Source organism: Poseidonibacter lekithochrous (assembly GCF_013283835.1).
Taxonomy (GTDB): Bacteria; Campylobacterota; Campylobacteria; order Campylobacterales; family Arcobacteraceae; genus Poseidonibacter; species Poseidonibacter lekithochrous.
In genome coordinates, this window is sequence record NZ_CP054052.1 from 2,738,563 (window position 1) to 2,765,067 (window position 26,505).

A 26,505-nucleotide genomic window follows, 5' to 3' on the forward strand; every position below is an offset into this window, starting at 1 on the left:
ATTTAGTAACCTAACATTTCTGCAACTCTTTTATCATGAGTAGATTTAGTATTAGTATCTGCTTCTTCATTAATTATTGTTTTTTCACTTGAAGAAGAATTGTTTTTTAATGAATTATATTCATTTTCTAAGGCTTTTAATTTCTTTTTATATTCTTTCTCTTCAACATATTTTTTTATTTGTTTTTCTTTTAATCTTATTTTAGAATCTTGTAAATACTTATCCTCTAGGATTTTCAATTCAGCAAGTTGATTTCTAACAAAACTCAAATCTTTTGATTTAGGAATTATATATGGAGTAACTACAATAACTAAACTTCTTTTTCTTATACTTGATCTATCATGTTCAAATAAACCACCAATTAAAGGTAACTTTGAAAACCCAGGAACATCACTTTCAGTAATTTCCTCTTTATCTTCAATTAATCCACCAATTATTACTGATTCTCCATTATTAACAATTGCAGTTGTTTTAACTTCTTTTTTTGTGGTATCGGGATTACCACTTGTTGTTTTTGTTGTTTTTACATCTTCTAATATTGTATTAATTTCTAAAGTAACTTTATCATCATTAGAAACTCTTGGCTTAACTTTTAAAGTCAAACCTACATCTTCTCTCTTAAATGAATTATTAACCGTACCACCATCAGTAGTTGAAGATCCAGTTTGTATTGAAATAGTTTCACCTACATATATAGAACTTTCTTTATTATTAATTGCCAATATAGATGGTTCAGAAACAATATCTGCTGCACCATTTTCATCAAGTAAAGAAATAGAAGCACCTAAAGCTAATCCTGAAGTAATATTTGGAATATTTAAATCTAATCCAGGCGTTGTTAAGACAGGACTTCCACCATTTAAACCTGAAGAAAAAGTAGCTAGTCCATTACTTCCAGCAGTTCCACCAAAAATACCATACTTAACACCTATTTCATCAACTAACTCATCATTAAGCTCAATAATTCGAGCTTGCACATAAACTTGTGCTTTTTCTTTATCTAACTCAGCAAGTATTACTTTGATATATTCAATTTCATTAGCTGGTCCCATTAATACAATAGAATTTGATTCTTCATCTACAGAAGATAAAGGTTTGTCATTTTGATCTATGTATTTTTTCTTACCAATAATTCCATCAATAATTTTGATTACATTTTTTGATTCTACATTTTTTAAAGGTATTACTTCAACTACTCTTTTTACAAGAGAATCTGCACTATCTACACTTGAGATATATTTTTTAAGATATTTAATATTTTGAGATTTGCCAACTAAAACTAAAGAGTTATTATCTTTATTTGCAATAATTGCTACTTTTTCAGTTTCAATTTTAGTATTAAATTTAGATTTAGAAATAGCATCTAAACTCTTCTTTGCTTCAACCGCTTTAATATTTTTAAGCTCAATAATCTCCGTACTTTTCTTTGCACCAATAGTCATAATTGAAACTACTTCTTTTATTGTTTTAATATTATCTTTAAAATCAGTTAGAACTAAAGAGTTTGATTCTTTGTTTGTTACAATCTTTGCAGTCTTAGACATAAGATGTCTTATTTTAGATGCGACATAATCTACATTTGCATTATGAACAGGGAAAACTTCTGTAACCATTTGATAATAATTAGCTTTTTTGGTACTTGTAACAACGGGTACATTATTTTTTGCACCCTCATTTAGTTTTACTATTCTTAAAATATCATTACTTTGAACAAGCGTATAACCTTTTGATTCAAGAACATAAATAAGAATCTTTACTAGTTCATCTTTCTCTAAAGGTTTGTTTGAAATAAAATCAACATTACCTTTGATTTGTTGTGTAACTAAGATATTTTTATCAATTATTTTAGAAGTAATTTTTACTAAATCCATAATCTTTAAATCTTTAAAGTTTATATTTATTTTCTCAGACCCATTAAGCGAAAAACTTAAAATAAATATAATAAAAGCTGCCCTAATCAATTTCATAATTTAACTCCATAATCTCATTGTTTCTTAAAATTTCTATATTTAAATATTTTGTACTATTTATATTGTTATATACTTTGAACGCATCAGCATAAGAGCTTAAAATGTTATTGTTTATAGATTTGATAATATCACCTTTTTTTAATCCAAGTTTTCCAAATACAGAATTTTCATTAACTCTGCCTACTTTAAAACCATCTATTTTTCCATTTTTCTTAACTTCATTTATTGCAATATTATTCCATACTTTATCAATATTGTTTATATATGAATTTAGATAGTTTCTTTTAACTTTAACATTGTCATTATCTACAACAATATTTTCATTTATATTATTTACAGTTCTTGATACTTCATATTTAAGATTTTGATCTCTTGACTGCATATCAAGTTTATACTCTTTTGCTTGCTTTTCAAAAATTACATATTTCTTATAAAGTTTTGTAAGAATATAACCATCTAGTTCTTCGTATTGTGAAATAAAACTAGATTTTTTATCTCTTTTATTCTCAATAATAATCCAACCACCATTTGATGTTGTTGAGTAAATACCTTTTAGAGTATAAGAAGAAAGAGTTTGAACTTTTTGTTTTTTAACTACTTTTTTTACTTGTGTTTTTTTAATACTTGATACTTGAGAATAGAAACCATCATACTTTCTATACTTTAAAGTATTAGATGATTCTTCCACATAGTCTACTCCACTTTTTGGAAGATATGAAAATACTACAGTAGAAAGAATATACGCAAATAAAACAATAAAAGCATAAGGCATAAAGATACGAATTAATTTATTAGAATTTGTATTCATACATATATCTCCCATCTTTTAATCTAAAGTTTCTAAGTAATTTAGAATATGAGCTTTTCATAGTTTTTGAAGGTATCAACTCTATAGAAACAATTCTATTTATCAAGTCTATATGTCCAAGTAATTCACCAAATAAACCATCACCTTTGATATTTATTTTGTCATACTCTAAAACTGAATGTTTTATACTTAGATTAGATATTGGACTTGGTGCCATTGTTTTAAATGAATCAAGAAGTTTTACATCTTTTATTTTAATTTCAGAGAAAAGTAAAAAAGAAGAAATAGAAACATTTGAAGTATTAGCTACTTCTATTCCTTGATAATAAAGTTTTGAATCTATTATATTTAGAGCAAAAAGTTTTTCATCTCTAATTTCATCAGAAATTACTATATCTTTTTTTGCTAACTCTTTTTCCAAAAGATTATAAGCGCCCTGCTTTGGTAATAAAATCAATAAAGATAAAACAAATACAATAAAATATATAACTAGTTTAAAAATAGTTTTCATTACTTAAGTCCTATTTCTAAATCTATATAACTTTTATTTAGTTCAAGTTTTTTAATTATTAGTTTTTTATTCAAAAGCTTATTTAAAAAGCTATTTAATATTTTTTGATTTGAAGAAATCATTTTTAGTTTTATACTATTCTTTCCATTTACTCTTAGAACTTTTTGATTTTTAAAAGTACTTAATCTTAATATCTGATTTAAAGTCTTATTTACAAAAGATTTATTATTCCATGAGGCTTTAAACTGTTTATACTCTTTTGCTTTAACAGCAATTGTATTAAACTCTTTTGTTTTTAAATCATAGTTTTTACTTTCAGTATTTAAAAGGAAAAAAGATACAAATACAATAGTAAAGCTCAAAGCAATAACATATAAAGGATTTAATCTATTCATAGTTTAACCTTTATATTTAAATTTAGTGATGATACTTTACTTGACAATATTTTATATTTTTTAGAAATGAATTTTTCAGCTTTTCTTTTATCAGTATTAATAAAACTAAGATTTAAAACATCTTTTTCTAAACTAAACCTTTTTAATTTAAAACTTTTATTTCTCAAAATATATTCAATTGCTTCTCGTTTTATTTTTTCTTTTGAAACTATTTTTTTATACTTTTTTATAATAGAATCTGTTTGAATCATACTACTTGGTAACTTGCTTGTTACTCTTAGTTTTTCAATTTTTTCTTCCATTAATAAAGTTTCATTTTTATAATCAAACATCTTATAAAAATTCACAAAAGCTAAAATAATAAACACAGCTACTAATGAATATATCTGTTTTGAAGATAATACATTGTTATATAATTTAATATCTACTTTATTTGATGATAAGTTTAATTCTTCATATTTTTCATCTAAATTAATAGGTGATGATAAAAGAGTATTAGGAACTTTCACTAATATTCCATCTTCTGTATATAAGAAGCTTTTATCATTCACAATAAATTGGGGATATTCTTTACACTCATTTTGTGCAAAGTATATTGAGTTCACAGAAGATAAAGAAATTCCAGATTTTTTAATCTCTTCGAAAATTCTTTTATTTTCATAAGCAAAACATAAATACTTATCATCTTCTAGTTTTAAAACTTGATATGAAAGGTCATTAATATTCTCTAATATATCTTCAAATAAAGTAGGTAAGACATATTTTGCTTGTGATATGTTTTTTACTGGAATATCAAAAATCCTAACCCAGTAAAATTCAGGAGAAAGAATAATATCTACCTTGCCTTTTATCTCAACTCTTGTATTTGAACATAAAAATATTTTATTACTATTATTTGAAACTAAGCTCAAAATATTTCACCTCTCCTTTATCATCAAGTATGTAATATGCACTTACAAAATCTTTTAAATTTTTAATTTTTAACTTTAATTCATATAGAGTTTTTTCAGCATCTGTATAGAAACCTAACTTATCCTGAAAATCTAATATTTTATTATTATATGTATCTTTTACAAATCTGTTTATTATAGCATCTAATTGCTTGCTATTTTTTACTTGAGGCTCATTTTTTGCATCTTTGAAGTAATATCTAAAAGTATCAAAATCTCCTATGTTATTATCAAGGAATACATTTTCAACTTTTTTATATTTTTCACTATTTAAAGCTAAATTATTTACATTAACTCTATCGTATTTATTTAATTTAAAAAGGATATCAATTCCTTCAATATTCAAAGGTGTATCATCAAAATCTTTTAAATCATTTCCATACTGTTTTATGGCAGAGCTAGCTTCTCTTTGCATATTTTCACTAATACTAAGTAACTGTATTTTATTTATTTTGTAGTTTTGCTCACTTATATATGATTCAGTATCATTTAGGTTTTGAAAAATTAGTGCAGAAATTGCAGTAATAAATAATAAGGAAACAAGTAAAACTATAGATTTTTTCATCAAAACTAACCTAAATTCATTGAAAAAATAGGTAATAACATAGAGATAACAATAAAACCAATAGTAACACCAACGAATAACATAAATATTGGTTCCAATAAAGATAAGAATATATCTGTTTTATCCTTATTTGCTTCACTATATAAAACAGCTAGATTACTTAGTATTTCATACAGTTTACTAGTATCTTCACCAATGGCAATAGAGTGAATAAAAGATTCATCAATTTTATGGATTTTATTTACACTAAGTAAAACTGATAGTTTTTTACCCTCAACTACACTTTGAGAAGCTTCTACAAAAACTCTTTTTATAACTGAATTTTTTAGAATATTTGCACTTAAGTTAATTGATTGAACAATAGGAATTCCAGATTTAATTAAAATAGAATTCATATAAGAGAACCTAGATAGTTCAGCTTGCTCAATCATAGTAGAGAAAAATGGTATTTTTAAAACTAATTTATCAAAGCCATATTTAAAAGATTTAGAATTTTTCATCAAATAAATAAAAGAAAAAATAAAAGCTGTAATTCCTAATATAATGTAAATATAGTTAGCGGAAAAGAAATCTCCTAAAGCAATAACTATTTTAGTACTTTGTGGAAGTTCTTGATCTATTTGAGTAAATATATCTGTAATCTTAGGAACAATAAAACTTAACATAAACCCAACCATAAACATAGATATAAAAAGTATAAATAATGGATATGCTAATGCTGAACTTGCTTGTTTTTTAATTCTGTCTTGTTCTTTTAAAAATGTTGAAAGTTCCAATAATACAGACTCTAATAAACCACCATTTTCACTGATTTTAATAGATTGTTTATAAAATTCAGGAAGATTAAGAACATTTTGAGAATCAAGTGCCACATAAAAAGTTTTACCTTCGTCAAGATAAGTACTAATAGATTCAAAAAATGAACTTAAAGTTTTATCATTTTTGTATCTTTGTTTTAAAAGATTTATAGCTGAGATAAGAGAGATTCCAGAATCAAGATAAATACTTAAATCTCTACTTAAGTACGATAAAGATGAAAGGTTTAATGATTTTTTTCTTTTAAAAGAGAATTTAGAAAAATTAAAATTTTCTTCTTCAAGAGTAGTATATAAAATACTTTTAGCTTTTAGTTTTGATTTTGCTTCTTCTAAAGTAGAAGCTTCTAGTTTTGATTTTACTTTTAGACCATTTGAATCAAAACCTTGATATTTAAAAAGCATCTCTTACCTCTAACTTATTTTTCTCAAAAACTTCAAAAGCATCACTTATAGATTCATATATTTTAGCTTTTTCATATATAGAATTATATACGTATATTTTATCTTCCAAGGTATCTAGTATTAATTCTTTCACTTTATAATCACTATTTATTTCATATCTAAATACAACATCGTAATCTATATCATCTATTTTTACAGGTTCGAAATCTATTTGTATTTGATTAGTATTAAATTCATATACTTCAGGTTTTGTATTAAAAACATTTTTGATTTTTGTATCTTTATTGATTTCTTTATCAATTTCTATAAAACAATCAAAATTATCTTCAATACAAACAAAAGAGATATTTTTAGAAAAAGGAATATTTATTAATTTTTCTTTTAAATTATCTAAAGAAAAAATATTATTTCTTTTTTTAACATCAAAACTCGAACCTGAGAATACAAAAAAGTACATTGTAGTAAATAATAACAATACTACAATGATTAACTCAACTAGAGTAAAAGCGTTTTTTACCCTAGTTTTATTCATTTATTTATTATTACACTTTGATAAATAGATGTCGTCAGAAGTACCCTCTTTTTTATCTCCGCCAAATGAAATTAAATCAAATGAATCATCATTTAAAATATATACAAACTCATTACTCCAAGCATCTTTTGGAAGTTTGTTGTCATCAAAATATTTCTTTTCAACTAAGATCTTAAAACCCTCTTCTGTTTGAGGGTATGAAGAAGTGTCAAGTTTATACATTTTGATAGTTTGAGCAACACTTTTCATTTGGATACAAACAATTTTATCTTTTGCTTCGTCACTTTTACCAGTTAAGTTTGGTAATACAAATGCAGCTAATAGTCCTAAAATAATAATTACAACCATTAATTCCATTAAAGAGAATGCTTTTTTCACATTTTGCCCTTAATTTTTTGATTTATTATATTTAAAAAAACTTAAAGTAAGACCTACTATTATGGAAAAGCACTGCTAAATTTTATTTTTATGCAATTGATAATTAATATCATTAATAAAAATTATTATTTACTTTTCTTCTGAGATACTTATAGGTAGTTTTGCTAATAATAATTGCCATTCATTTGATGTTAGTTCAATATTTAAAATAACATCAATTGAAAATTCTTTATCTTTTATACTGATATCTTCTTGCTTCAATAGATATTCTAGTTTTGATAAGTCAGGATATGAACATTTTAGTTTTTTTGTCATTAGCTTTTTGTACTCAAAAAAAGTGGCTTTAGTTAATACTTCATTAACACTATCCCCATAAGCTCTTACCAATCCACCAGTACCTAGTTTTATTCCACCAAAGTACCGAACAATTATAACACCTGTATTTATCATTCCACTTCCAGCTAAAACAGCAAGAGAAGGTTTTCCTGAAGTACCTTTTGGTTCTCCATCATCACTAGAGTTTTCAACTACTTGATCAAACTCATTTAGGTATCGATAAGCATAAACAAAATGTCTACCTTTTGGATGTTTTTCTTTTAATTTATTCATAACTTCATGAAATTTTTCATAAGGCATTAAATGAGCAATAAATTTTGATTTTTTCTCTTCATAAGTGTTTTCATACTCTTCTTGTATAAACTTCAATAAAATTCCTATAATATAAGTGGTATTTATAAGTATATATAAAGTATTCTTGATAAAGATTTAACTATAATTGCCAAATGAGGATAGATCAATACCTAAAAGAAAACTTTGATATTCAAAGTAGAAACAAAGCTAGTGAGCTTATAAAAGCAAAGAAAATAAAAGTAGATGGCAAAATCATTACAAAAGCATCACTTGATGTAAATGAAAATTCAAACATCGAAATACTTGAAGATGATTTTTTTGTAAGTAGAGCAGCATACAAATTAAAATACTTCTTAGAAGAATTACCAAACATCAATTTAAAAAATACAATATCATTAGATATAGGTAGTAGTACAGGTGGCTTCACGCAGATATTACTAAATAATGATGTAAAAGAAGTTATATGTGTTGATGTTGGATCAAACCAATTACATGAAAAAATAAAAGCAGATAATAGAATCTCTTTTTTCGAAAATACTGATATTAGAGATTTCAAAAGTGACAAAGAGTTTGAAATAGTAACATGTGATGTTTCTTTTATTTCGATATTAAATATTATTGAAGATATAAATCGTCTTGCAAATGATAAAATTATAATACTTTTTAAACCCCAGTTTGAGGTTGGAACAAATGTCAAAAGAGATAAAAAAGGTGTTGTAAAAGATAAAAAGGCAATAATTAAATCAAGAGAAAAATTTCTTGACTATACAAAATTACTAAATTGGGAATTACAATATTCATCAATGAGTAAACTACAAGGGAAAGATGGAAATGAAGAAGAGCTCTTCTATTTTAGTAAATAAAAATACAATTACTTCTATTGCAATTGGTGGTTTTGATGGTATGCATGGTGCACATCAAAAACTATTCGAACAATTAGATGAGAATGGTGCAATTTTATCAATTGAGTCAGGATACGCAAACCTTACACCAAAAAGATATAGACAAGAGTATTCAAAATACCCAATATACTATTATGTACTTGATAATATTAAACACTTAGAAGGTAATGCTTTTATAAAACTACTTAATGAAGAATATCCTAATCTTCAAAAAATAGTAGTTGGTTTTGATTTTTGTTTTGGAAAAGGTAGAAAATACTGTGTAAAACAATTAAAAGAGTTATTTCATGGAGAAGTTGTAGTTTTAGATGAAGTGAAAATAGATGACATTGCTGTTCACTCAAGAATCATTAGAAACTATCTTAAAGATGGAGATATTAAAACAGCTAATATTTTATTAACAAAAGAATATAAAATCTATGGAAAACAGATAAAAGGTCAAGGATTAGGAAGTACAAATTTTGTTCCTACGATTAATTTATATGTTGAAGAGTTTTTATTGCCAAATGAAGGTGTTTATGTTACTAAAACTATATTGAATGATACAGAATATGATTCAGTAACATTCTTAGGTCATAGAGTGACAACAGATGGCTCTTATGCAATTGAAACACATATTTTTGATAAAAATATAGTGAATAAAGACTATTCAATTCAAATTAAATTCTTTGATAAATTAAGAGATAACGCAAAATTTGATTCTTTTGAAGAATTAAAAGAACAAATATTTAGAGATATTGATGAGGCTAAAGAGTATTTTAAATAAAATACCCTTTTTTATTTAATCTCAATACTTCTTTAGATAGAATATCTACTATGGTAGATAAAGTATTTGAAAAATCAATAACAAAACAATTTGAATTCGACGAAGAAGTTGCATCGGTTTTCGATGATATGTTAAATAGGTCTGTTCCTTTTTATAAAGAAATGCAAAGATTATCAATTAATTTTGCAAGTAATTTTCTAGAAGAGAACGATATAGTATACGACTTAGGTTGCTCAACAGGTTCAACATTAATCGAGCTTTCAAAAAATAGTAATCATAACTTAAACTTAATAGGTATTGATAACTCAGAAGCTATGCTAAATAGAGCAAAAAACAAATGTAAAGCTTTTGGGGTAAATATTGATTTTATAAATGCTGATTTGCATGATATATCTTATGATGATGCAAAATTAATATTATCAAATTACACATTACAATTTATAAGACCTTTACAAAGAGAAAAACTAGTTAAAAAAATTCAAGAATCATTAAAAGATGAAGGTATATTTATATTTAGTGAAAAAGTTATATCATCAAACTCAAAATTAAACAAACAATCAATCGATGAATATTATAACTTTAAAAAAACTCAAGGTTACTCAGAATTTGAAATATCTCAAAAAAGAGAAGCATTAGAAAATGTATTAATACCATATACTGAAGAAGAAAATAAGAAAATGATATTAGACGCTGGATTCTCACATTGTGAGACAATATTTAAATGGGTAAACTTTGCCACATTTATTGCTATAAAATAGAATAGTATATAAGGATCTCATAAATATGTTAGAAATAGGTAATAAAGCACCAGACTTTTGTGCAGTAAATCAAGATGATGTAGAAATTTGTTCTAGAGATATTTTAGGAAAATGGATTGTTTTATATTTTTATCCAAAAGATTTAACTCCAGGTTGTACTACTCAAGCTTGTGACTTTACAGATGCACTTCCTCAATTTGATGATTTAGATGCAGTTATATTAGGAGTTAGTCCTGATGATACTGAAAAACATAGAAAGTTCATTGATAAAAAAGATTTACAAATTACTTTACTTTCAGATGTAGAGAAAAAAATGTGTGAAGCATATGGTGTTTGGCAACTTAAAAAATTCATGGGTAAAGAATATATGGGAGTTGTTAGAAGTACATTTATTATTAATCCAAAAGGTGAAATAGCTGCAATTTGGGAAAAAGTAAATGTAAGAAAGAAAAAAACTGTAAAAGGCGAAAAAATAGAAATTTTACATGTTAATGAAGTTAAAGAGAAAATCGAAGAATTACAAGCAAATTACTAGGAAAAATCATGAAAAAACTTTTAAATAAATTTTTATTATTATCAAGTGTTACTTTAGCTGCATCAACAACTACATATGCAGAAAATACAGTTTGTTATAAAAATGACTGGACTTCACCATCTACAATTGAGTCAACACCTATGAGTGGTGGAGAGTGTCAAGGTCAGTATTCAATTAAACAAATGAAAACAAAAGGTTGGAGAATTCTTGATATTAAAGTTGATTCTTCACAAAATAAATTAAATTATAAATATTTATTAACAAATGAAGAGATCAATGTATCTACATCATCAGAAAATACTGTATCAACTACAAAAGAAGAAACAAAAAAATTATCGTTTAAAGCATTTGGTTTAAAAATTGATAATTTAAAAGATAATAAAACAACAATAGATATTGGAAATTTAATTATTGGTCAAAGTGGTATTGCAATTCATTTACATGATAAAGAAAAAAAATTAATTGTTGCTAATGCTAAAGTAATTAGTTCTAATGAAAATAATTCAATAGTAGAATTTAGTGAATTTGATGATTTAAAACAAGATGCATTACCTCAATCTAAAAGAAAAGTTGCAGTTGGGGATATTTTGGCATTAAATTATTTATATACATCTTCACTACTAATTGCTCCAACACAAGAAACTTTTCAAGCAGTTAGAAAAAACTTCAAGTTTAACAACTTTTTACATTCAGATATTTTTGCATCTAGTTTAAAAAATGAAGAAGAACCACTTCCAAGTAAAAAGACTATTCAAGATTTTGCAATTAAACAAAATTTAGGAACAATTTTTATAATTGTAGATGATAAAGTAAATGTTATAGATACAAAAACATTCACAATATTAACTAGTTATAAAATAAACTATAATGATGAAGATAGTAAATTACCATTTTATACAAGAATTGAAAAAATTGAAGAAAGTGTATTTAACTCACTATCAAATATTTCAGTATCAGACTTTTCTATAGAGTCTTTATTAGGAAATGACAAGAGTTCTAATAATGAATTAAACTATGAAAACTATTATAAAAAACTTTTAGGATTATAAGAGATGATTGATCAAAAACATTTAGATTATATTTCTTCAATCGTAGGCGAAGAAAATATAAAAAGTGATAAAGCACACTTAATTGCTTATTGTTATGATGCAACAAGAGAAAGGTTTGAACCTGATGCTGTTGTATTTCCAAGAGATGAACAAGACATATCAAAAATATTAAAATATTGTAATGAACATAAAATTGTAATTGTACCAAGAGGTGCAGGTTCAGGTTTTACAGGTGGAGCATTACCAAGTGAAGGTGGAATTACTTTATCATTAGAGCGATATATGAATAAACTAATTGAAATTGATATGGAAAATATGGTTGGAGTTGTTCAACCAGGTCTTATTAATATGGATTTTCAAAAAGCAGCAGAAGAAGTAGGTTTATTTTATCCGCCAGATCCAGCAAGTGAACAATACTCTACATTAGGTGGAAATGTAAGTGAGAATGCAGGTGGAATGAGAGCTGCTAAATATGGTATTACAAAAGATTATGTAGTTGCACTAAGAGCAGTTTTACCTAATGGTGAAATTATTACTGCTGGGAAAAAAACAATTAAAGATGTTGCAGGATATAACACTGCTGGTATTTTAATTGCTAGCGAAGGTACATTAGCAATTATTACTGAAATAACATTAAAATTAATCCCAAAACCAAAATTTAAACAAACATATATGGGTGTTTTCCCAGATGTAAATAAAGCAATGAATGCAGTATTTAAATCACTGGCATCAGGTGCAAATCCAGTTGCAATGGAATTCTTAGATGCATTGGTAATTAAAGCATTAAAACAAAAATTCCCTCAAGTTGAATTACCAGATAATGCAGGTGGTATTCTAGTGGGAGATGTAGATGGAAGTTCACCAGCTGAAATAGAATCTCAATTAAAAACTTTAAAAGAAGCATTTGCACAATATGGTTCAGTAGATTTTATTGAAGCAAAAGATGAAGCTCATGGAAATTCTTTATGGTTTGCAAGAAGAAATGCAAGTCCTGCAACAATGATTTATGGAACAAAAAAATTAAATGAAGATATTTCAGTTCCTAGATCTAAACTTCCAGAAGCATTAGATGCAATTTATGCAATTGGTGAAAAATATGGATTTAATGTTCCTTGTTTTGGTCATGCAGGTGATGGAAATATTCACGTAAATGTTATGGTTAAAGATAAAACAAACGAAAAAGAAATGCATGATGGACATGAAGCAATTAAAGACATTTTCCAAATGGTATGTGATATGGGTGGAACTTTATCCGGTGAACATGGTATTGGATTGTCAAAAGCACCATTTATGAATATCGCATTTAATGATGCAGAAATTGAACTATTCAAAAATATTAAAAAAGCATTTGATCCAAATAATATCTTAAATCCACACAAAATGGGATTATAATGACATCATGAATGAAAAAATAGAAAAAAGTATATATAAAAGATTCTTAAATAGTATAGATTCTTTTTTTAACGATGATACAACATATTATGCTGCATCATTAAGCTTTTTTACTATTTTTTCAATCCTTCCTATAATAGCACTACTTATAGCCATAATATCGAGCTTTGATGAATTTCAAAGTTATATTGATATCTTCACAAACTATATATTAAATATACTAAATCCAACCCATTCCGATGATATTGTTTTAGCACTAAAAAACTATATATCAAATTCAAGTAAATTAGGATATCTAGGTATATTTTATATGTTATTTGTATTTATTATGTTTTTTAAAGATTATGAATATATTGTAAATAAAATACATAAAACTAAAAGAAAAGCAATTCATTATTCATTTATTGTTTATTCAATTTATTTAGTAGTTTTACCAATAATATTTGCAATTATAAATATTGCAATGAGTTTTTATCAAAGTAATATACTAAATGAAATTTTTTCATACTTATTTGCATGGTTTGTATTCTATTCATTATTTAAAGTAAGTGTAAATAGAAAGATCAATAATAAAGCAGCTTTAATATCATCTCTAATCACACTTATTATACTTTCAATTACTAAAAATCTTTTTGTATACTATGTAGTTTATAATAAAACATATACAACTATATATGGCTCATTAGCAACATTATTATTCACATTCTTTTGGATATATATATCATGGGTTATTTATCTATATGGTATAAAAATGTGTCATAAATTAAATCTAAAATATCAACTAAATAATAAAGAGGTAGATTAATATATATTCATGTACAATAAATCATGAAAAATATAATATTACCATTAACCATTTTATCAATGTCAACTTTATTTGCAGAAGAAAATAAAAATAATACTAGTTACTTTGAAAATATCATTAATGATACCAGTGAATATAGAAAAAGTATACATCAATCATTAATTAGCTTGTCTTCAAATATAGATAGTTATTTTATTACTGAAGAGATTAAAAATTTAGATTATACATCAACATATGCACACTTACAACTATCATCATATTTAAACGAAGGTGATGAAATAGTATTTGATCAAAAATTTAAAATTAAACTAAAACTACCAAAGTTAAAAGATAAATTTAGTTTAGAAATAGAAACAACCGAAGAAAGAGAAAGTGTTGATAATGTAGAAACTCATAATAAAAGTAATAATGATAATTTAAATGTGGGAATTGGATATTATAAACAGCTAAAAAATCATATTAATCTTAAAGCTAAAGCTGGACTCAAAGTAAGAAGTAAATTTGATCCATTTATTAAAGTTGAAGCAAAAAAAACATGGATTCATAATAATACATTAGAATATACATTCTCACAAAAGTTTAGGCAATCAGTTGTTAAACATACAGAATCAACTACATTCTTTAGAGTAGACAAAAAACTTAATGAACCATTCTCAATACATAATTACTATCAACATTATTGGGAATCTATAAATGAAAAAGATAATCAGTACTACACTTCAATTTATTTAAATCAAAAACTATCAGATAAAAGAAACTTAACATATACATTAGATTCTAATATTAATAATATTGATACTGAAATGAAAGTCAAAAGATATGCAGCAAGAATAACTTACAAACAATACTTAAAAAAATGGATGTATTTCGACATAATACCTGAAAATTACTATCCTGAAGATGATAATTTTAAATCAAAAGTAGCTTTACGATTTAATTTTGGAATATACTTTAATAAAGATTCATATTAATAAGTCAAGAAAAGAACCTTGGCTTTAAATATAAAAGAACCGCATTTAAAACTCCATACCTGTAATATAACAAATAAAACAAACCATTCAATATAAATACTCATATAAAGTAAAAAAGTGCTTGTAGCAGATCTATAGTAATATTAAATAAAAAGAATATATATAAAGAAGAAGTATTAACTAAATTAGGATTTTCTATTAATAAGTAAAAAAACATGATTAAATCATAAAAAAAGGGCTAAAAAAAAAGCTTAGTTAAAAACACCTAAATGTTTTGAACTAAGCTTTGAAAAACTCAAGAGCTGGCAGCGGCCTACGTTTCCACAAGGGGACCCTGCAGTATTATCAGCGATGAAGTGCTTGACTTCCAGGTTCGGAATGGGACTGGGTATTGCCACTTCTCTATTACCACCAGCAATATGAGTAATCAACATATTATAAAAAATATATTCATTACTCACATTAAGTGAGTTATAAAAAGTAATGTTAAAGTCTTTGCGTTATTTCTAACGTCTTTGTTGACACTTAATTATTAAGTATACACTTAATAAGATAGTAAACCAAGTTATAAAAATAAGCCAAACGATCTATTAGTACTAGTCAGCTAAACGTCTTACAACGCTTACACATCTAGCCTATCAACCAGCTAGTCTTGCTGGGATCTTCAGGGAAAGTTCATCTTAGAGTTGGCTTCGTGCTTAGATGCTTTCAGCGCTTATCTCATCCGTACGTAGCTACCCAACGATGCTCTTGGCAGAACAATTGGTACACTAGTGGTACGTTCATCCCGGTCCTCTCGTACTAGGGACAAATCTCTTCAACTTTCCTACGCCCACGGAAGATAGGGACCGAACTGTCTCACGACGTTCTGAACCCAGCTCGCGTACCGCTTTAAATGGCGAACAGCCATACCCTTGGGACCTGCTCCAGCCCCAGGATGCGATGAGCCGACATCGAGGTGCCAAACCTCCCCGTCGATGTGAGCTCTTGGGGGAGATCAGCCTGTTATCCCCGGCGTACCTTTTATCCTTTGAGCGATGGCCCTTCCACACAGAACCACCGGATCACTATGACCGACTTTCGTCTCTGTTCGACTTGTATGTCTCACAGTCAAGCTAGTTTATGCCATTATACTCAACTGGCGATTTCCATCCGCCATGAACTAACCTTTGTAAGCCTCCGTTACTTTTTAGGAGGCGACCGCCCCAGTCAAACTACCCACCAGACATTGTCCTCATACGGGATAACCGTACCAAGTTAGTAACTCAAATATTCAAGGGTGGTATCTCAAGGATGGCTCATCATAAACTGGCGTCTATGAATCAAAGCCTCCCACCTATCCTGCACAAGAATATCCAAGCTACAGTGTCAAGCTGTAGTAAAGGTGCACGGGGTCTTTCCGTCTTTCCGCGGGTAGGAGGAATTTTCACCTCCACTACAATTTCACTGGATCCCTGGTTGAGACAGCTCCCATCTCGTTACGCCATTCATGCAGGTCGGTATTTAACCGACAAGGAATTTCGCTACCTTAGGACCGTTATAGTTACGGCCGCCGTTTACTCGGGCTTCGATCAAATGCTTCGCTTACGCTGACATCATCAATTAACCTTCGAGCACCGGGCAGGCGTCACACCTTATACATCCACTTACGTGTTAGCAAAGTGCTGTGTTTTTGGTAAACAGTCGGGAGGGACTCTTTGTTGCAACCTCTTTAGCTTTTGAGAGTAAATCTCTATACCAAAGTAGGCACACCTTATACCGAAGATACGGTGCTAGTTTGCAGAGTTCCTTAACCAGGGTTCTTCCACGCGCCTTAGAATACTCATCCCACCCACCTGTGTCGGTTTACGGTACGGGCAACAAATAATATACTTAGTGGCTTTTCTTGGCACGACAGTATCATCGATTCTCTATCTTCTCCGAAGAGTGTCAAGAGCCTGTAAGATCTCGGTCTCGTGTATCCCGGATTTGCCTAAGATACGACCTACGTCCTTCGACCCACTATTCCATCAGTGAGCTCGATTAACTCTATGCGTCCCCACATCGCGCTTATTTGTTGGTATTGAAATATTAATCAATTTGCCATCGTCTACCCCTTTCGGACTCGACTTAGGTCCCGACTAACCCTACGATGACGAGCATCGCGTAGGAAACCTTGGGTTTTCGGCGTTGAGGATTCTCACCTCAATTATCGCTACTCATGCCTGCATGCTCACTTCTATCCGCTCCAACGCTCCTTACCGGTACATCTTCAACGCTGAATAGAACGCTCTCCTACCACTTGGATAAATCCAAGTCTAAAGCTTCGGTGCACATCTTAGCCCCGTTATATTTTCCGCGCAGAATCACTAGACCAGTGAGCTGTTACGCTTTCTTTAAAGGATGGCTGCTTCTAAGCCAACCTCCTGGTTGTCACAGTAACTCCACATCGTTTTCCACTTAGATGTGACTTAGGGACCTTAGCTGTTAGTCTGGGTTGTTCCCCTCTCGACATAGGATTTTATCACCCTACGCCTGACTCCTGCGATTACACATATAGTATTCATAGTTTGATAGGGTTTGGTACCGCGGTAAGCAGCCCTAGCCCATTCAGTGCTCTACCCCTATATGCTACTACGCAAGGCTATACCTAAATATATTTCGGAGAGAACCAGCTATCACGAAGTTTGATTGGCCTTTCACCCCTATCCACAAGTCATCCGAGCACTTTTCAACGCACACCGGTTCGGTCCTCCACTGGCTCTTACACCAGCTTCAACCTGCTCATGGATAGATCACTTCGTTTCGGGTCTGCAGCATCTGACTAAGTCGCCCTATTAAGACTCGCTTTCGCTACGGCTTCGCACTTGGCTTAACCTTGCCAGACACCACAACTCGCAGGCTCATTATGCAAAAGGCAGTCCGTCACCCTGTTAAAAACATAGGGCTCCGAATGATTGTAAGCTAATGGTTTCAGGTTCTATTTCACTCTCCTCGCTGGAGTACTTTTCACCTTTCCCTCACGGTACTTGTTCACTATCGATCTGTAAGTAGTATTTAGGATTGGAGGGTGGTCCCCCCAGATTCAGACAAAATATCACGTGTTCCGTCCTACTCAGGATACCAATAGAGTCATTGAAGATTTCGATTACGGGAGTATCACCCTTTATACTATAGCTTTCCAACTATTTCATCTATCTTCTTTGATCTCACATCTTGGTCCTACAACCCCCTATGCAAGCATAGGGTTTGTCCTAATCCCAGTTCGCTCGCCGCTACTATGGGAATCTCATTTGATTTCTCTTCCTCCGGTTACTGAGATGTTTCACTTCACCGGGTTAGCTCTCTTTCGAGTAACATATGTCTCCATATGCTGGGTTGTCCCATTCGGAAATTCCTGGATCAAAGCTTCTTGACAGCTCCCCAAGACTTATCGCAGTCTAGTACGTCCTTCATCGCCTCTTACAGTCTAGGCATCCACCATTAGCCCTTAATAGCTTATTATAATTTAGTTGATACAAGTATCAACCGCTTTTTTGAATAATTATTCCTTGGCTACTATCTTATTAAATTTACATTTAATAAGTTAGTTGTGTCTATCTATACTTTTTATTTAAACTTTCATTTAAATAAGTTTTTTTAGATATAAAATTTTTTATTTTTAATAAATTCTTCATACGAAAGATTTTATTAACGAAAAAATTAAAGACTTTAACATTATGTTTTTAAATATCGTGCTACTTAAAAAAATTGAATTTTTTCAAGGTAACGCTTTGATCCGAAAATCAAATATAAATACTTTTTTTAAGTACTTATATTTAATTTTATAAATTAGGATTGGTTTTAGATGGTGGAGAATAGCGGGATCGAACCGCTGACCTCCTGCGTGCAAGGCAGGCGCTCTCCCAGCTGAGCTAATTCCCCATCTGTGTTAACTTATTTTAGTTAGGTTAAGATTATTTATAAAAAATGGTGGGCCTACCAGGACTTGAACCTGGGACCTCACGATTATCAGTCGAGCGCTCTAGCCAGCTGAGCTATAGGCCCATTTTTATATTCACAAATAATCTTTATAAACCGAATATAGAAAAGGTTCAATAAACCTTTTTAGTTTTGAGTTTAGAAACGAATCTAAACTCTTTCTCTGAAAGGAGGTGATCCAACCGCAGGTTCTCCTACGGTTACCTTGTTACGACTTCACCCCAGTCGCTGAATCCACTGTGGAGGGTAGCTACTTTAGCATCCCCGCTTCGAATGAGTTCAACTCCCATGGTGTGACGGGCGGTGAGTACAAGACCCGGGAACGTATTCACCGTAGCATTGCTGATCTACGATTACTAGCGATTCCAACTTCAAGTAGTCGAGTTGCAGACTACTATCCGAACTGGGAGGCATTTTTGAGATTTGCTCCACCTCGCGGTATCGCTGCTCTTTGTATGCCCCATTGTAGCACGTGTGTAGCCCTGGACGTAAGGGCCATGATGACTTGACGTCGTCCTCACCTTCCTCCTGGTTACCCAGGCAGTCTCGTTAGAGTTCTCAGCCGAACTGTTAGCAACTAACGACGAGGGTTGCGCTCGTTGCGGGACTTAACCCAACATCTCACGACACGAGCTGACGACAGCCGTGCAGCACCTGTATGAAAGTTCTAGCAAGCTAGCACTATCACATCTCTGCGTTATTCTTTCTATGTCAAGTCCAGGTAAGGTTCTTCGCGTATCGTCGAATTAAACCACATGCTCCACCGCTTGTGCGGGTCCCCGTCTATTCCTTTGAGTTTTAATCTTGCGACCGTACTCCCCAGGCGGTACACTTAATGTGTTAACTGCATTACTGCAAGGTCTAGCCTCACAACAACTAGTGTACATCGTTTAGGGCGTGGACTACCAGGGTATCTAATCCTGTTTGCTCCCCACGCTTTCGCGTCTCAGCGTCAATAATGTTCCAGTAGATCGCCTTCGCAATCGGTATTCCTTCTGATCTCTACGGATTTTACCCCTACACCAGAAATTCCATCTACCTCTCCCATATTCTAGGTAAGCAGTTTTCAAAGCAGTTCAATGGTTGAGCCATTGGATTTCACTTCAAACTTACAAACCCGCCTACACGCTCTTTACGCCCAGTGATTCCGAGTAACGCTTGCACCCTCCGTATTACCGCGGCTGCTGGCACGGAGTTAGCCGGTGCTTATTCATATAGTACCGTCATTATCTTCCTATATAAAAGGAGTTTACGCACCGAAATGTGTCATCCTCCACGCGGCGTTGCTGCATCAGACTTTCGTCCATTGTGCAATATTCCCCACTGCTGCCTCCCGTAGGAGTCTGGACCGTGTCTCAGTTCCAGTGTGACTGATCATCCTCTCAAACCAGTTAGGCGTCATAGTCTTGGTGAGCCATTACCTCACCAACAAACTGATACCGTACAGGCCGATCCTAGAGCTATAAATATTTCCCTTGCAGTCTTAAGACTTAAAGGCATATGGGGTATTAGCATTCGTTTCCAAATGTTATCCCCCTCTCTAGGGCACGTTACCTATATATTACTCACCCGTGCGCCACTTAGCTGACAGTTATAGTAAACTATAACCCGTTCTCGTTCGACTTGCATGTGTTAAGCACGCCGCCAGCGTTCACTCTGAGCCAGGATCAAACTCTCCATAAATGAATGTTTGAAACTGACAATTTTTGTATTAATTACAAAATTATCACTCAAATGTTTTTACTTAATGTAAAAAGCTTAAATAGACAAGAAACTTGTTCTTGTTTTGTTTTATTGTTTATTCTATATTCGGTTTATAAAGATTACTTCTTTTTAAACCATCTGTTTTTAAAGATCATATCTCTTCAGAACTTTGTGTCGTTCCTCTGAAATTGGACGGGAATTATAGACAAATTAATCCCCTTTGTCAAGGGAGTTTTCTTAATATAGCTTTAAATTTTTACTTTTGTGCTTTTTTTACTGCTTTTTTATATTTCTGAGTAAGATTTACTAGTTTTTATTTGTATTGTTTGTTTTATTGCATTAGTTTCTTGAATATATTTGTAGTTTTTTATTTATATGAGGTAAAAGTAGTTTTTATTTTTTATATAAAAATTTGAAAAAATAGAGTAGCTTACTTTAAGTAAACTACTCATTATCTTAGTTTTGTAGTTTATCTACAATTTTGATTAAGTAATTAGCAGAATTAACTGCTGATGATTTTAAAAATTCATCAAAATCAATATCTGCTCCACCATCAGCAGAATCTGATATTGCTCTTAATACAAAAAATGGCACTTCTAAAGCATCACATATAACTGCAACACTTGCACCTTCCATTTCTAAAGCATCAGCTTTGAAAGTTGATTCAATAAAATCTTTTCTTTCAACAGAGTGAACAAATTGATCACCAGTAGCAATAGTGCCTTCAATAACTTTTAAATCATTTTCGTTTGCAACATCTTTTGCCACTGTTCTAAGTTTCTCAGAAGTTTCAACAAAAACTGAACCACCTGGAACAAAACCATTTGGATGACCAAATGCAGTAATATCTAAATCATGTTGACATAATTTATCAGCAATAATTAAATCACCAATTTTAAGATCTGGATTAATGGCACCTGCAACACCAGAAAATAATAATGTATCACATCCAAATTTTTGAATCATTGTACTTGCAGTTAAACTAGCAAACACTTTACCTATTTTTGAATATGCAATAACAATATCTAATCCATTGTAATTAACTTCATAATATTTATTATTTGCAAATTCAACAATATTTACATTTTTAAAATGAGCTAAAAGAGGTTCAATTTCCTCTTCCATAGCTCCCATAATTGCTAATTTAGTCATTTAAAGCCTCAATTGTTTTTTCTAAAGATGCAAAATCACTAACATTTAAAGTTGGAACTGATTTACAAATTTTTCTATTTAACCCTTTTAATACAATACCATTACCAAACTCAATAAAAGCATCAACATTTTCAGCGTTAGCTGAAACAGAATGTTTATATTTAACTGGTTTAGTTAATTGTGAAGCTAATAATTCAATAGCTTCATCTTTTGTTGTATAAGATTTAGCTGTTACATTTGAAATAACTGATAAGAATTCTTCTTTTAAGTATTCTTCTAAATACGGTTTTAAATTCTCAACAGCAGAAGTTAATAATTCACAATGTGAAGCAACTGACATATCAAGAACGATTGCTCTTTTAGCACCAGCTTCTTTAAATGTATCTACTAAAGATTCTAAATCAGCTTTAATTCCTGCAAGTACTAGCTGTCCGTCCATATTATAATTAGCTGGCCAAACTTGTTTTCCAGAGGCTCTTTGCTCTTCACAAACTCTTTCTACATCTTCATCGCTCATACCAACTAATGCCATCATTCCTGCACCACCACCAGAACAAGCTTCAGTCATAAAGAGACCTCTTCTATGTACTAGTTCTACAGCGTCAAGATAATCTAATGCACCTGAAGATACTAATGCTGAAAATTCACCTAAAGAATGACCTAAAACAAACTCTGCTTGAATATCACATTTTTCTTTAAAAATTGCATTAGCAATAGAACTTACTAATAAAATAGCAGGTTGTGTAAATTCAGTTTTACCTAAGTTGTCATTCTCTTCAAATAATAATTCTTCAAAATTAATTCCTAATCGCACACTAGCTTTTGAAATCATATCTTTTGCGATATCACTATTCTCGAAGAAATCTTTTCCCATTCCAACACTTTGAGATCCTTGTCCTGGAAAAATAAAAGCAACTTTTTTCATGTAAATACCTTTTTAATTTTAATTTTTTGTATTAGTTTTTTTATAAAAACTATTTTGTAAAGTTAAAAACTCTAACCTTAAAAAATAGTTTTGGCCAAATACATAAATGTACTTGGCCAAAGGAGTGTTTGATTAGTTTGTAATCAATTAATACGTTTTGCTAACCTAGCAACTATTAATTACAACCACATCCACCTTGAGATTGAGTAGGTTCAGACGAACCTCCTCCACCACAACAACCGCCACCCATAGCAGCCATACCACCTACAACACCAGTTTGTAGTTCTTCTTCAGTTGCAGCTCTTGCGCTTGTAATAACAACAGAGAACATTAAAGTTTTCCCAGCCATTGGGTGATTGTAATCAATAGTTACTTCATCTTCAGTGAATGATTTAACTACAACTTGTACAGTTTCACCATTTTCACCAGTACCATATAAAGACATACCTTCTGTTAACTCAATACCAGCAAATTGCTCTTTTGGTAAAAGTTGTACAGCTTCGTCATTGTACTCACCGTAACCATCTTTTGGTTCAACCATAACGTCAGCAGTTTCACTTGCTTCCATTTCAACTAATTTAGCTTCTAAACCTGGAATGATTTGACCTTTTCCAGCGATAAATTCTAAAGGTGCTTGACCAACATTAGTGTCTAATTGTTCACCAGTGTTAGCATCTTTTAATGTATATTCTATACCAATTACTTTTGACATATAAATTCCTTATTTAAAATTATTATAATTTTGATAAATTCTTATTTGCTATTTTTGATTCTTTTGAATCAGGATAAAGATCTATTAATGTGCTGTAAAAACTGCTTGCATTTTCTTTATCATTAGTTTTTTCAAATGAAATAGCGCTGTGCAATAATAATGTAGGCATATAAGCTGCTTTATCATTAAGAATTGCAGATTTTTTAAAATGACTTATTGCAAGATCAAATTTCTTTCTTACATACCACATTTCACCTAGGTAATAATTACTTTCAGCAGGCTTATAATTAAGTGCTGCAAGTTTTTCAAACTTAGGTATAGCGTATTTGAAATATTGTTTTTCAAATTGGCTTTTAGCTTCACGTAACATCTTCTTTTTATCAGCAGAAGTAAGTTTCTTAGAAACATTGTTACTTTTAACTTTTTCTGTAACTATATTAGAACTAGATTTTACACCTAGAGCTTTTTTTAGATTTTCAAATTCTGCTCTTGTAACAAATTGATCCATGTTAGTTCTTAACTCAGAAGAAGACACATATCTAGAATTTATTTTGTTAACAAGTTTTGAGATTTTTGATACAGCTTTTTTTAATTGATTTAAACTAGCTTTAACTTCTTTATCAGTTTCTTCTTTCATATTAAGAAGTTGTTCTGATACACTTTTTATTTCAGCAGTGTCAGTACTATTTTTATTAGCCATTTCTGAAGATAAATCAACTTGCTTTATAACTTCATTCATTCTAAGAACTGTTGAATTTAATTTTGCAGAGTCACCTTCATAAATAGATTCTAAACCTTCTAGCCTTTTTTTTACAGACTCAATTAGTAATTTTACATCACTAACATTTGAAGATAAAGTACTTAATTTCTTTTGATTTTTAAGTATATGTTTTTCAGAAGTATTTAATCCATAAGGATTTTTTGAATTTAAATCACCAGCACCAAATACCGATACCTCTTGGGCATAAGTTATAGTACTAGCAATAAAAAAAGATAAAAGATATTTATTCATAGAAATTATTTAGCTAGAGTATGCTCAACTCTTCTGTTCATTTCCCAACAGTTTTTATTTTTTTCTGAACAAACTGGTTTACTCTCACCGTAAGAGATTAATGAAACATTAGCAGTAACACCATTGTTTACTAATACATCTTTAACCGATTTAGCTCTTTTAAGACCTAAAGCATAATTATATTCATCAGTTCCCCATTCATCAGTGTTTCCAGAAACTTTAACGATAGAAGAAGAATTTAAAGCAGATAATTTAGATGCATTATTCATTGCTTTTTCTTTCATATCAGCAGTTAAATTATATTTATCAAATCCAAAGTAAATGTTTTCAACTAATACTTTTTTACCATTGATCATATAATAAACACCATTATTCTCTTTGCTTACCATAGAGAAACTACCATCCATTACTTCTTCAATTTGAGTATCAGGAATTGTATTTAACGCTGACTCAGAAGACTTATCTGCTCCGTTGTTTACGTTCATATCTACATTTTTTTCACTACAACCTGTAAATAAAACAGAAGCAATTAAGAAAGAGTAAATGCTAATTTTTTTCATAAATTTATCCTTAAAATTAAAAATTTATATTGATTTTACAAAATTATTACTTAAGTAATCATTATTAGACTACCAGTCAATTGATTGTATTTTTCCACCTCTTAATTCAAACAAGTAAGATTTATTAAAATTAAGTCTAATAATACCTATTGAACTATGACCTTTATATGATTTTATAAAAAGTAATGATTCTCCATCTGGGGAGAATTTTGGGAATTGATTTATACCACTTGCAGTTAATCTTTTTAAGTCATCAGATTTAGTTGACATAAGATATAAATTAAAAGCTCTTGTAGATAATTCATTGTCATTATCTTTACTTACATAAACAATGTTATCATTAAATGATGTTGCAGAAGAGTTGTTTCTACTATGATAAACTAATTTTTCTACACCTCTTGAATTAAATGATTTTGCAAAAATATTAGGATATCCTAATCTATCAGATACAAATACCATTCTTGAATCATTATCAATAAATTGCCCACCAACATCAATACCACTATAAGAAGTAACTTTTCGTTTAGACTTATTTGAAGCATTATATAAATAGATATCCGGCTGAGAATTTGGAGATGCCGTGATTAAAACTTTTGAACCATCACTATTAACGTCCGATGCTGCTATCATACCTTCTGACTGCATAATAATTTCTTTTTGTCTAGTATAAATATTTACTTTTACTAAAGTTGGATTATTATAATTATATGAAGTATAATAAATTGATCTCTGGTTTTTATTTGCCCATTTTGGGAAAATATTTAATCCACCAGAAATTATGGTTTTCTTAAATTTCAATGTATAATCACCAATAACAATATCTGCTTTCCCACTTCCTTTATATACAGAAAGAACTACAAATTTATCCATCCATGCAATGCTAGGAGCTTTAAAATAATCATTAATAGAAATAGCAGATCTATGGGCTAAAAATGGATACCTATTCTCTTTTAAGGTAGTAAAACTTTTTTCTAATATCATAGCTTGAGAATTAATATCAAATAGTTTACTAAATAAAGTATATTTACCACTATTATCTTTTTTTGCACTTATATTTAAATATAAATCAACACCTTTATTACTGAGAGCTAAAATATCAGGTATTTGTTCGTAAGTGATAGAAGAGTCTTCTTTGATTAGTTCAAAGTGCCCACTGATTTCTAAATCTTTTGCTAAAGAGTTTTTTATTTTATTTAGTGTTGCTATTTCTGAAGAATCAGTAGCAATAGAAATTAAAATTTTTGGTAGAGTATTTGCTTTTTTAACTATCTCAAGATTTGCATCAATTTGTGCAAAAGAGGAAGTTATAAAAAAAGCAATAAAAAATATATACTTAAACATTT

The 26,505-nt window shown here is 29.8% G+C and carries 24 protein-coding genes, 2 tRNA genes and 3 rRNA genes; 8 read left to right on the forward strand and 21 right to left on the reverse strand.

Features of this window, described 5'->3' with window-relative positions; genetic code table 11:
* Window positions 1-2: 2 nt before the first annotated feature.
* The 10 genes from ALEK_RS13140 to ALEK_RS13185 form a co-directional block, all read right to left on the reverse strand.
* On the reverse strand, window positions 3-1,967 hold the full coding sequence (locus tag ALEK_RS13140; RefSeq protein ID WP_071628293.1) for a secretin N-terminal domain-containing protein: 1,965 nt from the start codon (window positions 1,965-1,967) through the stop codon (window positions 3-5).
* Complete coding sequence (locus ALEK_RS13145) at window positions 1,954-2,778, reverse strand: site-2 protease family protein (RefSeq protein ID WP_071628292.1); 825 nt, start codon at window positions 2,776-2,778, stop codon at window positions 1,954-1,956. The genes ALEK_RS13140 and ALEK_RS13145 overlap by 14 nt, the downstream gene beginning before the upstream one ends.
* Window positions 2,762-3,289, reverse strand: a complete 528-nt coding sequence (locus tag ALEK_RS13150) for a hypothetical protein (RefSeq protein WP_071628291.1) — start codon at window positions 3,287-3,289, stop codon at window positions 2,762-2,764. Before ALEK_RS13150 ends, ALEK_RS13145 begins: the two co-directional genes overlap by 17 nt.
* Window positions 3,289-3,684: a hypothetical protein gene (locus ALEK_RS13155; protein WP_071628290.1), complete on the reverse strand. Its 396-nt coding sequence runs from the start codon at window positions 3,682-3,684 to the stop codon at window positions 3,289-3,291. The genes ALEK_RS13150 and ALEK_RS13155 overlap by 1 nt, the downstream gene beginning before the upstream one ends.
* Window positions 3,681-4,595: a hypothetical protein gene (locus tag ALEK_RS13160; protein ID WP_071628289.1), complete on the reverse strand. Its 915-nt coding sequence runs from the start codon at window positions 4,593-4,595 to the stop codon at window positions 3,681-3,683. The genes ALEK_RS13155 and ALEK_RS13160 overlap by 4 nt, the downstream gene beginning before the upstream one ends.
* A complete protein-coding gene (locus ALEK_RS13165) occupies window positions 4,576-5,199 on the reverse strand; it encodes a hypothetical protein (RefSeq protein WP_071628288.1) in 624 nt (207 codons plus the stop codon). The genes ALEK_RS13160 and ALEK_RS13165 overlap by 20 nt, the downstream gene beginning before the upstream one ends.
* Before the next feature lie 5 nt (window positions 5,200-5,204).
* Window positions 5,205-6,419: a type II secretion system F family protein gene (locus ALEK_RS13170; protein WP_071628287.1), complete on the reverse strand. Its 1,215-nt coding sequence runs from the start codon at window positions 6,417-6,419 to the stop codon at window positions 5,205-5,207.
* Entirely contained in the window at window positions 6,409-6,951 is a 543-nt protein-coding gene (locus tag ALEK_RS13175) for a hypothetical protein (RefSeq protein ID WP_071628286.1), read from the reverse strand. The genes ALEK_RS13170 and ALEK_RS13175 overlap by 11 nt, the downstream gene beginning before the upstream one ends.
* Window positions 6,952-7,329 (reverse strand): type II secretion system major pseudopilin GspG, encoded by a 378-nt coding sequence (gspG, locus tag ALEK_RS13180; protein ID WP_071628285.1) that lies wholly within the window; start codon window positions 7,327-7,329, stop codon window positions 6,952-6,954.
* Window positions 7,330-7,458: 129 nt separating this feature from the next.
* Window positions 7,459-8,034 (reverse strand): YigZ family protein, encoded by a 576-nt coding sequence (locus tag ALEK_RS13185; protein ID WP_071628284.1) that lies wholly within the window; start codon window positions 8,032-8,034, stop codon window positions 7,459-7,461.
* Between the two features lie 77 nt (window positions 8,035-8,111).
* On the opposite strand from ALEK_RS13185, the gene tlyA reads away from it, so the two are divergent.
* From tlyA to ALEK_RS13225, 8 genes are read left to right on the forward strand one after another with little or no spacing between them, the layout of a single operon-like run.
* The gene (tlyA, locus tag ALEK_RS13190) at window positions 8,112-8,822 is read left to right on the forward strand and encodes a 23S rRNA (cytidine-2'-O)-methyltransferase TlyA (RefSeq protein ID WP_071628283.1); all 711 of its coding nucleotides are present in this window, start codon (window positions 8,112-8,114) and stop codon (window positions 8,820-8,822) included.
* Entirely contained in the window at window positions 8,791-9,627 is an 837-nt protein-coding gene (locus ALEK_RS13195) for a bifunctional riboflavin kinase/FAD synthetase (RefSeq protein WP_071628308.1), read from the forward strand. The genes tlyA and ALEK_RS13195 overlap by 32 nt, the downstream gene beginning before the upstream one ends.
* Window positions 9,628-9,677: 50 nt before the next feature.
* Window positions 9,678-10,385 carry a carboxy-S-adenosyl-L-methionine synthase CmoA gene (gene cmoA, locus ALEK_RS13200; RefSeq protein WP_071628282.1) on the forward strand — a complete coding sequence of 236 codons (708 nt, stop codon included), beginning with the start codon at window positions 9,678-9,680 and terminating at the stop codon, window positions 10,383-10,385.
* A gap of 25 nt (window positions 10,386-10,410) precedes the next feature.
* Entirely contained in the window at window positions 10,411-10,920 is a 510-nt protein-coding gene (gene bcp, locus ALEK_RS13205) for a thioredoxin-dependent thiol peroxidase (protein WP_071628281.1), read from the forward strand.
* A gap of 8 nt (window positions 10,921-10,928) precedes the next feature.
* Complete coding sequence (locus tag ALEK_RS13210; RefSeq protein ID WP_071628280.1) at window positions 10,929-11,969, forward strand: plasminogen-binding N-terminal domain-containing protein; 1,041 nt, start codon at window positions 10,929-10,931, stop codon at window positions 11,967-11,969.
* A 3-nt stretch (window positions 11,970-11,972) separates the two neighbouring features.
* A complete protein-coding gene (locus ALEK_RS13215) occupies window positions 11,973-13,361 on the forward strand; it encodes an FAD-binding oxidoreductase (RefSeq protein WP_071628279.1) in 1,389 nt (462 codons plus the stop codon).
* A 7-nt stretch (window positions 13,362-13,368) separates the two neighbouring features.
* Window positions 13,369-14,166, forward strand: coding sequence for a YihY/virulence factor BrkB family protein (locus ALEK_RS13220; RefSeq protein ID WP_071628278.1), 798 nt, complete (start codon window positions 13,369-13,371; stop codon window positions 14,164-14,166).
* A gap of 23 nt (window positions 14,167-14,189) precedes the next feature.
* Complete coding sequence (locus ALEK_RS13225; RefSeq protein WP_071628277.1) at window positions 14,190-15,137, forward strand: hypothetical protein; 948 nt, start codon at window positions 14,190-14,192, stop codon at window positions 15,135-15,137.
* A 300-nt stretch (window positions 15,138-15,437) separates the two neighbouring features.
* Here the strand turns inward: ALEK_RS13225 and rrf are convergent.
* The 11 genes from rrf to tolB form a co-directional block, all read right to left on the reverse strand.
* Window positions 15,438-15,553 (reverse strand): 5S ribosomal RNA (gene rrf, locus ALEK_RS13230).
* 153 nt (window positions 15,554-15,706) lie between these two features.
* A 23S ribosomal RNA gene (locus ALEK_RS13235) occupies window positions 15,707-18,620 on the reverse strand.
* A gap of 344 nt (window positions 18,621-18,964) precedes the next feature.
* Window positions 18,965-19,040: transfer RNA gene (locus tag ALEK_RS13240), tRNA-Ala, on the reverse strand.
* 46 nt (window positions 19,041-19,086) lie between these two features.
* A tRNA-Ile gene (locus tag ALEK_RS13245) sits at window positions 19,087-19,163 on the reverse strand.
* Window positions 19,164-19,263: 100 nt separating this feature from the next.
* Window positions 19,264-20,780, reverse strand: a 16S ribosomal RNA gene (locus tag ALEK_RS13250).
* Together the 16S, 23S and 5S rRNA genes with 2 tRNA genes alongside form the textbook arrangement of a ribosomal RNA operon.
* 477 nt (window positions 20,781-21,257) lie before the next feature.
* A complete protein-coding gene (locus tag ALEK_RS13255; protein ID WP_071627101.1) occupies window positions 21,258-21,953 on the reverse strand; it encodes a 5'-methylthioadenosine/adenosylhomocysteine nucleosidase in 696 nt (231 codons plus the stop codon).
* Window positions 21,946-22,878 carry an ACP S-malonyltransferase gene (fabD, locus tag ALEK_RS13260; protein WP_071627100.1) on the reverse strand — a complete coding sequence of 311 codons (933 nt, stop codon included), beginning with the start codon at window positions 22,876-22,878 and terminating at the stop codon, window positions 21,946-21,948. Before fabD ends, ALEK_RS13255 begins: the two co-directional genes overlap by 8 nt.
* Before the next feature lie 175 nt (window positions 22,879-23,053).
* Complete coding sequence (locus ALEK_RS13265) at window positions 23,054-23,590, reverse strand: FKBP-type peptidyl-prolyl cis-trans isomerase (RefSeq protein WP_071627099.1); 537 nt, start codon at window positions 23,588-23,590, stop codon at window positions 23,054-23,056.
* Between the two features lie 22 nt (window positions 23,591-23,612).
* On the reverse strand, window positions 23,613-24,602 hold the full coding sequence (locus tag ALEK_RS13270; protein WP_071627098.1) for a tetratricopeptide repeat protein: 990 nt from the start codon (window positions 24,600-24,602) through the stop codon (window positions 23,613-23,615).
* 5 nt (window positions 24,603-24,607) lie between these two features.
* Complete coding sequence (locus ALEK_RS13275) at window positions 24,608-25,162, reverse strand: OmpA family protein (protein WP_071627097.1); 555 nt, start codon at window positions 25,160-25,162, stop codon at window positions 24,608-24,610.
* 69 nt (window positions 25,163-25,231) lie between these two features.
* The gene (gene tolB / locus ALEK_RS13280) at window positions 25,232-26,503 is read right to left on the reverse strand and encodes a Tol-Pal system protein TolB (RefSeq protein WP_071627096.1); all 1,272 of its coding nucleotides are present in this window, start codon (window positions 26,501-26,503) and stop codon (window positions 25,232-25,234) included.
* Window positions 26,504-26,505: the final 2 nt, after the last annotated feature.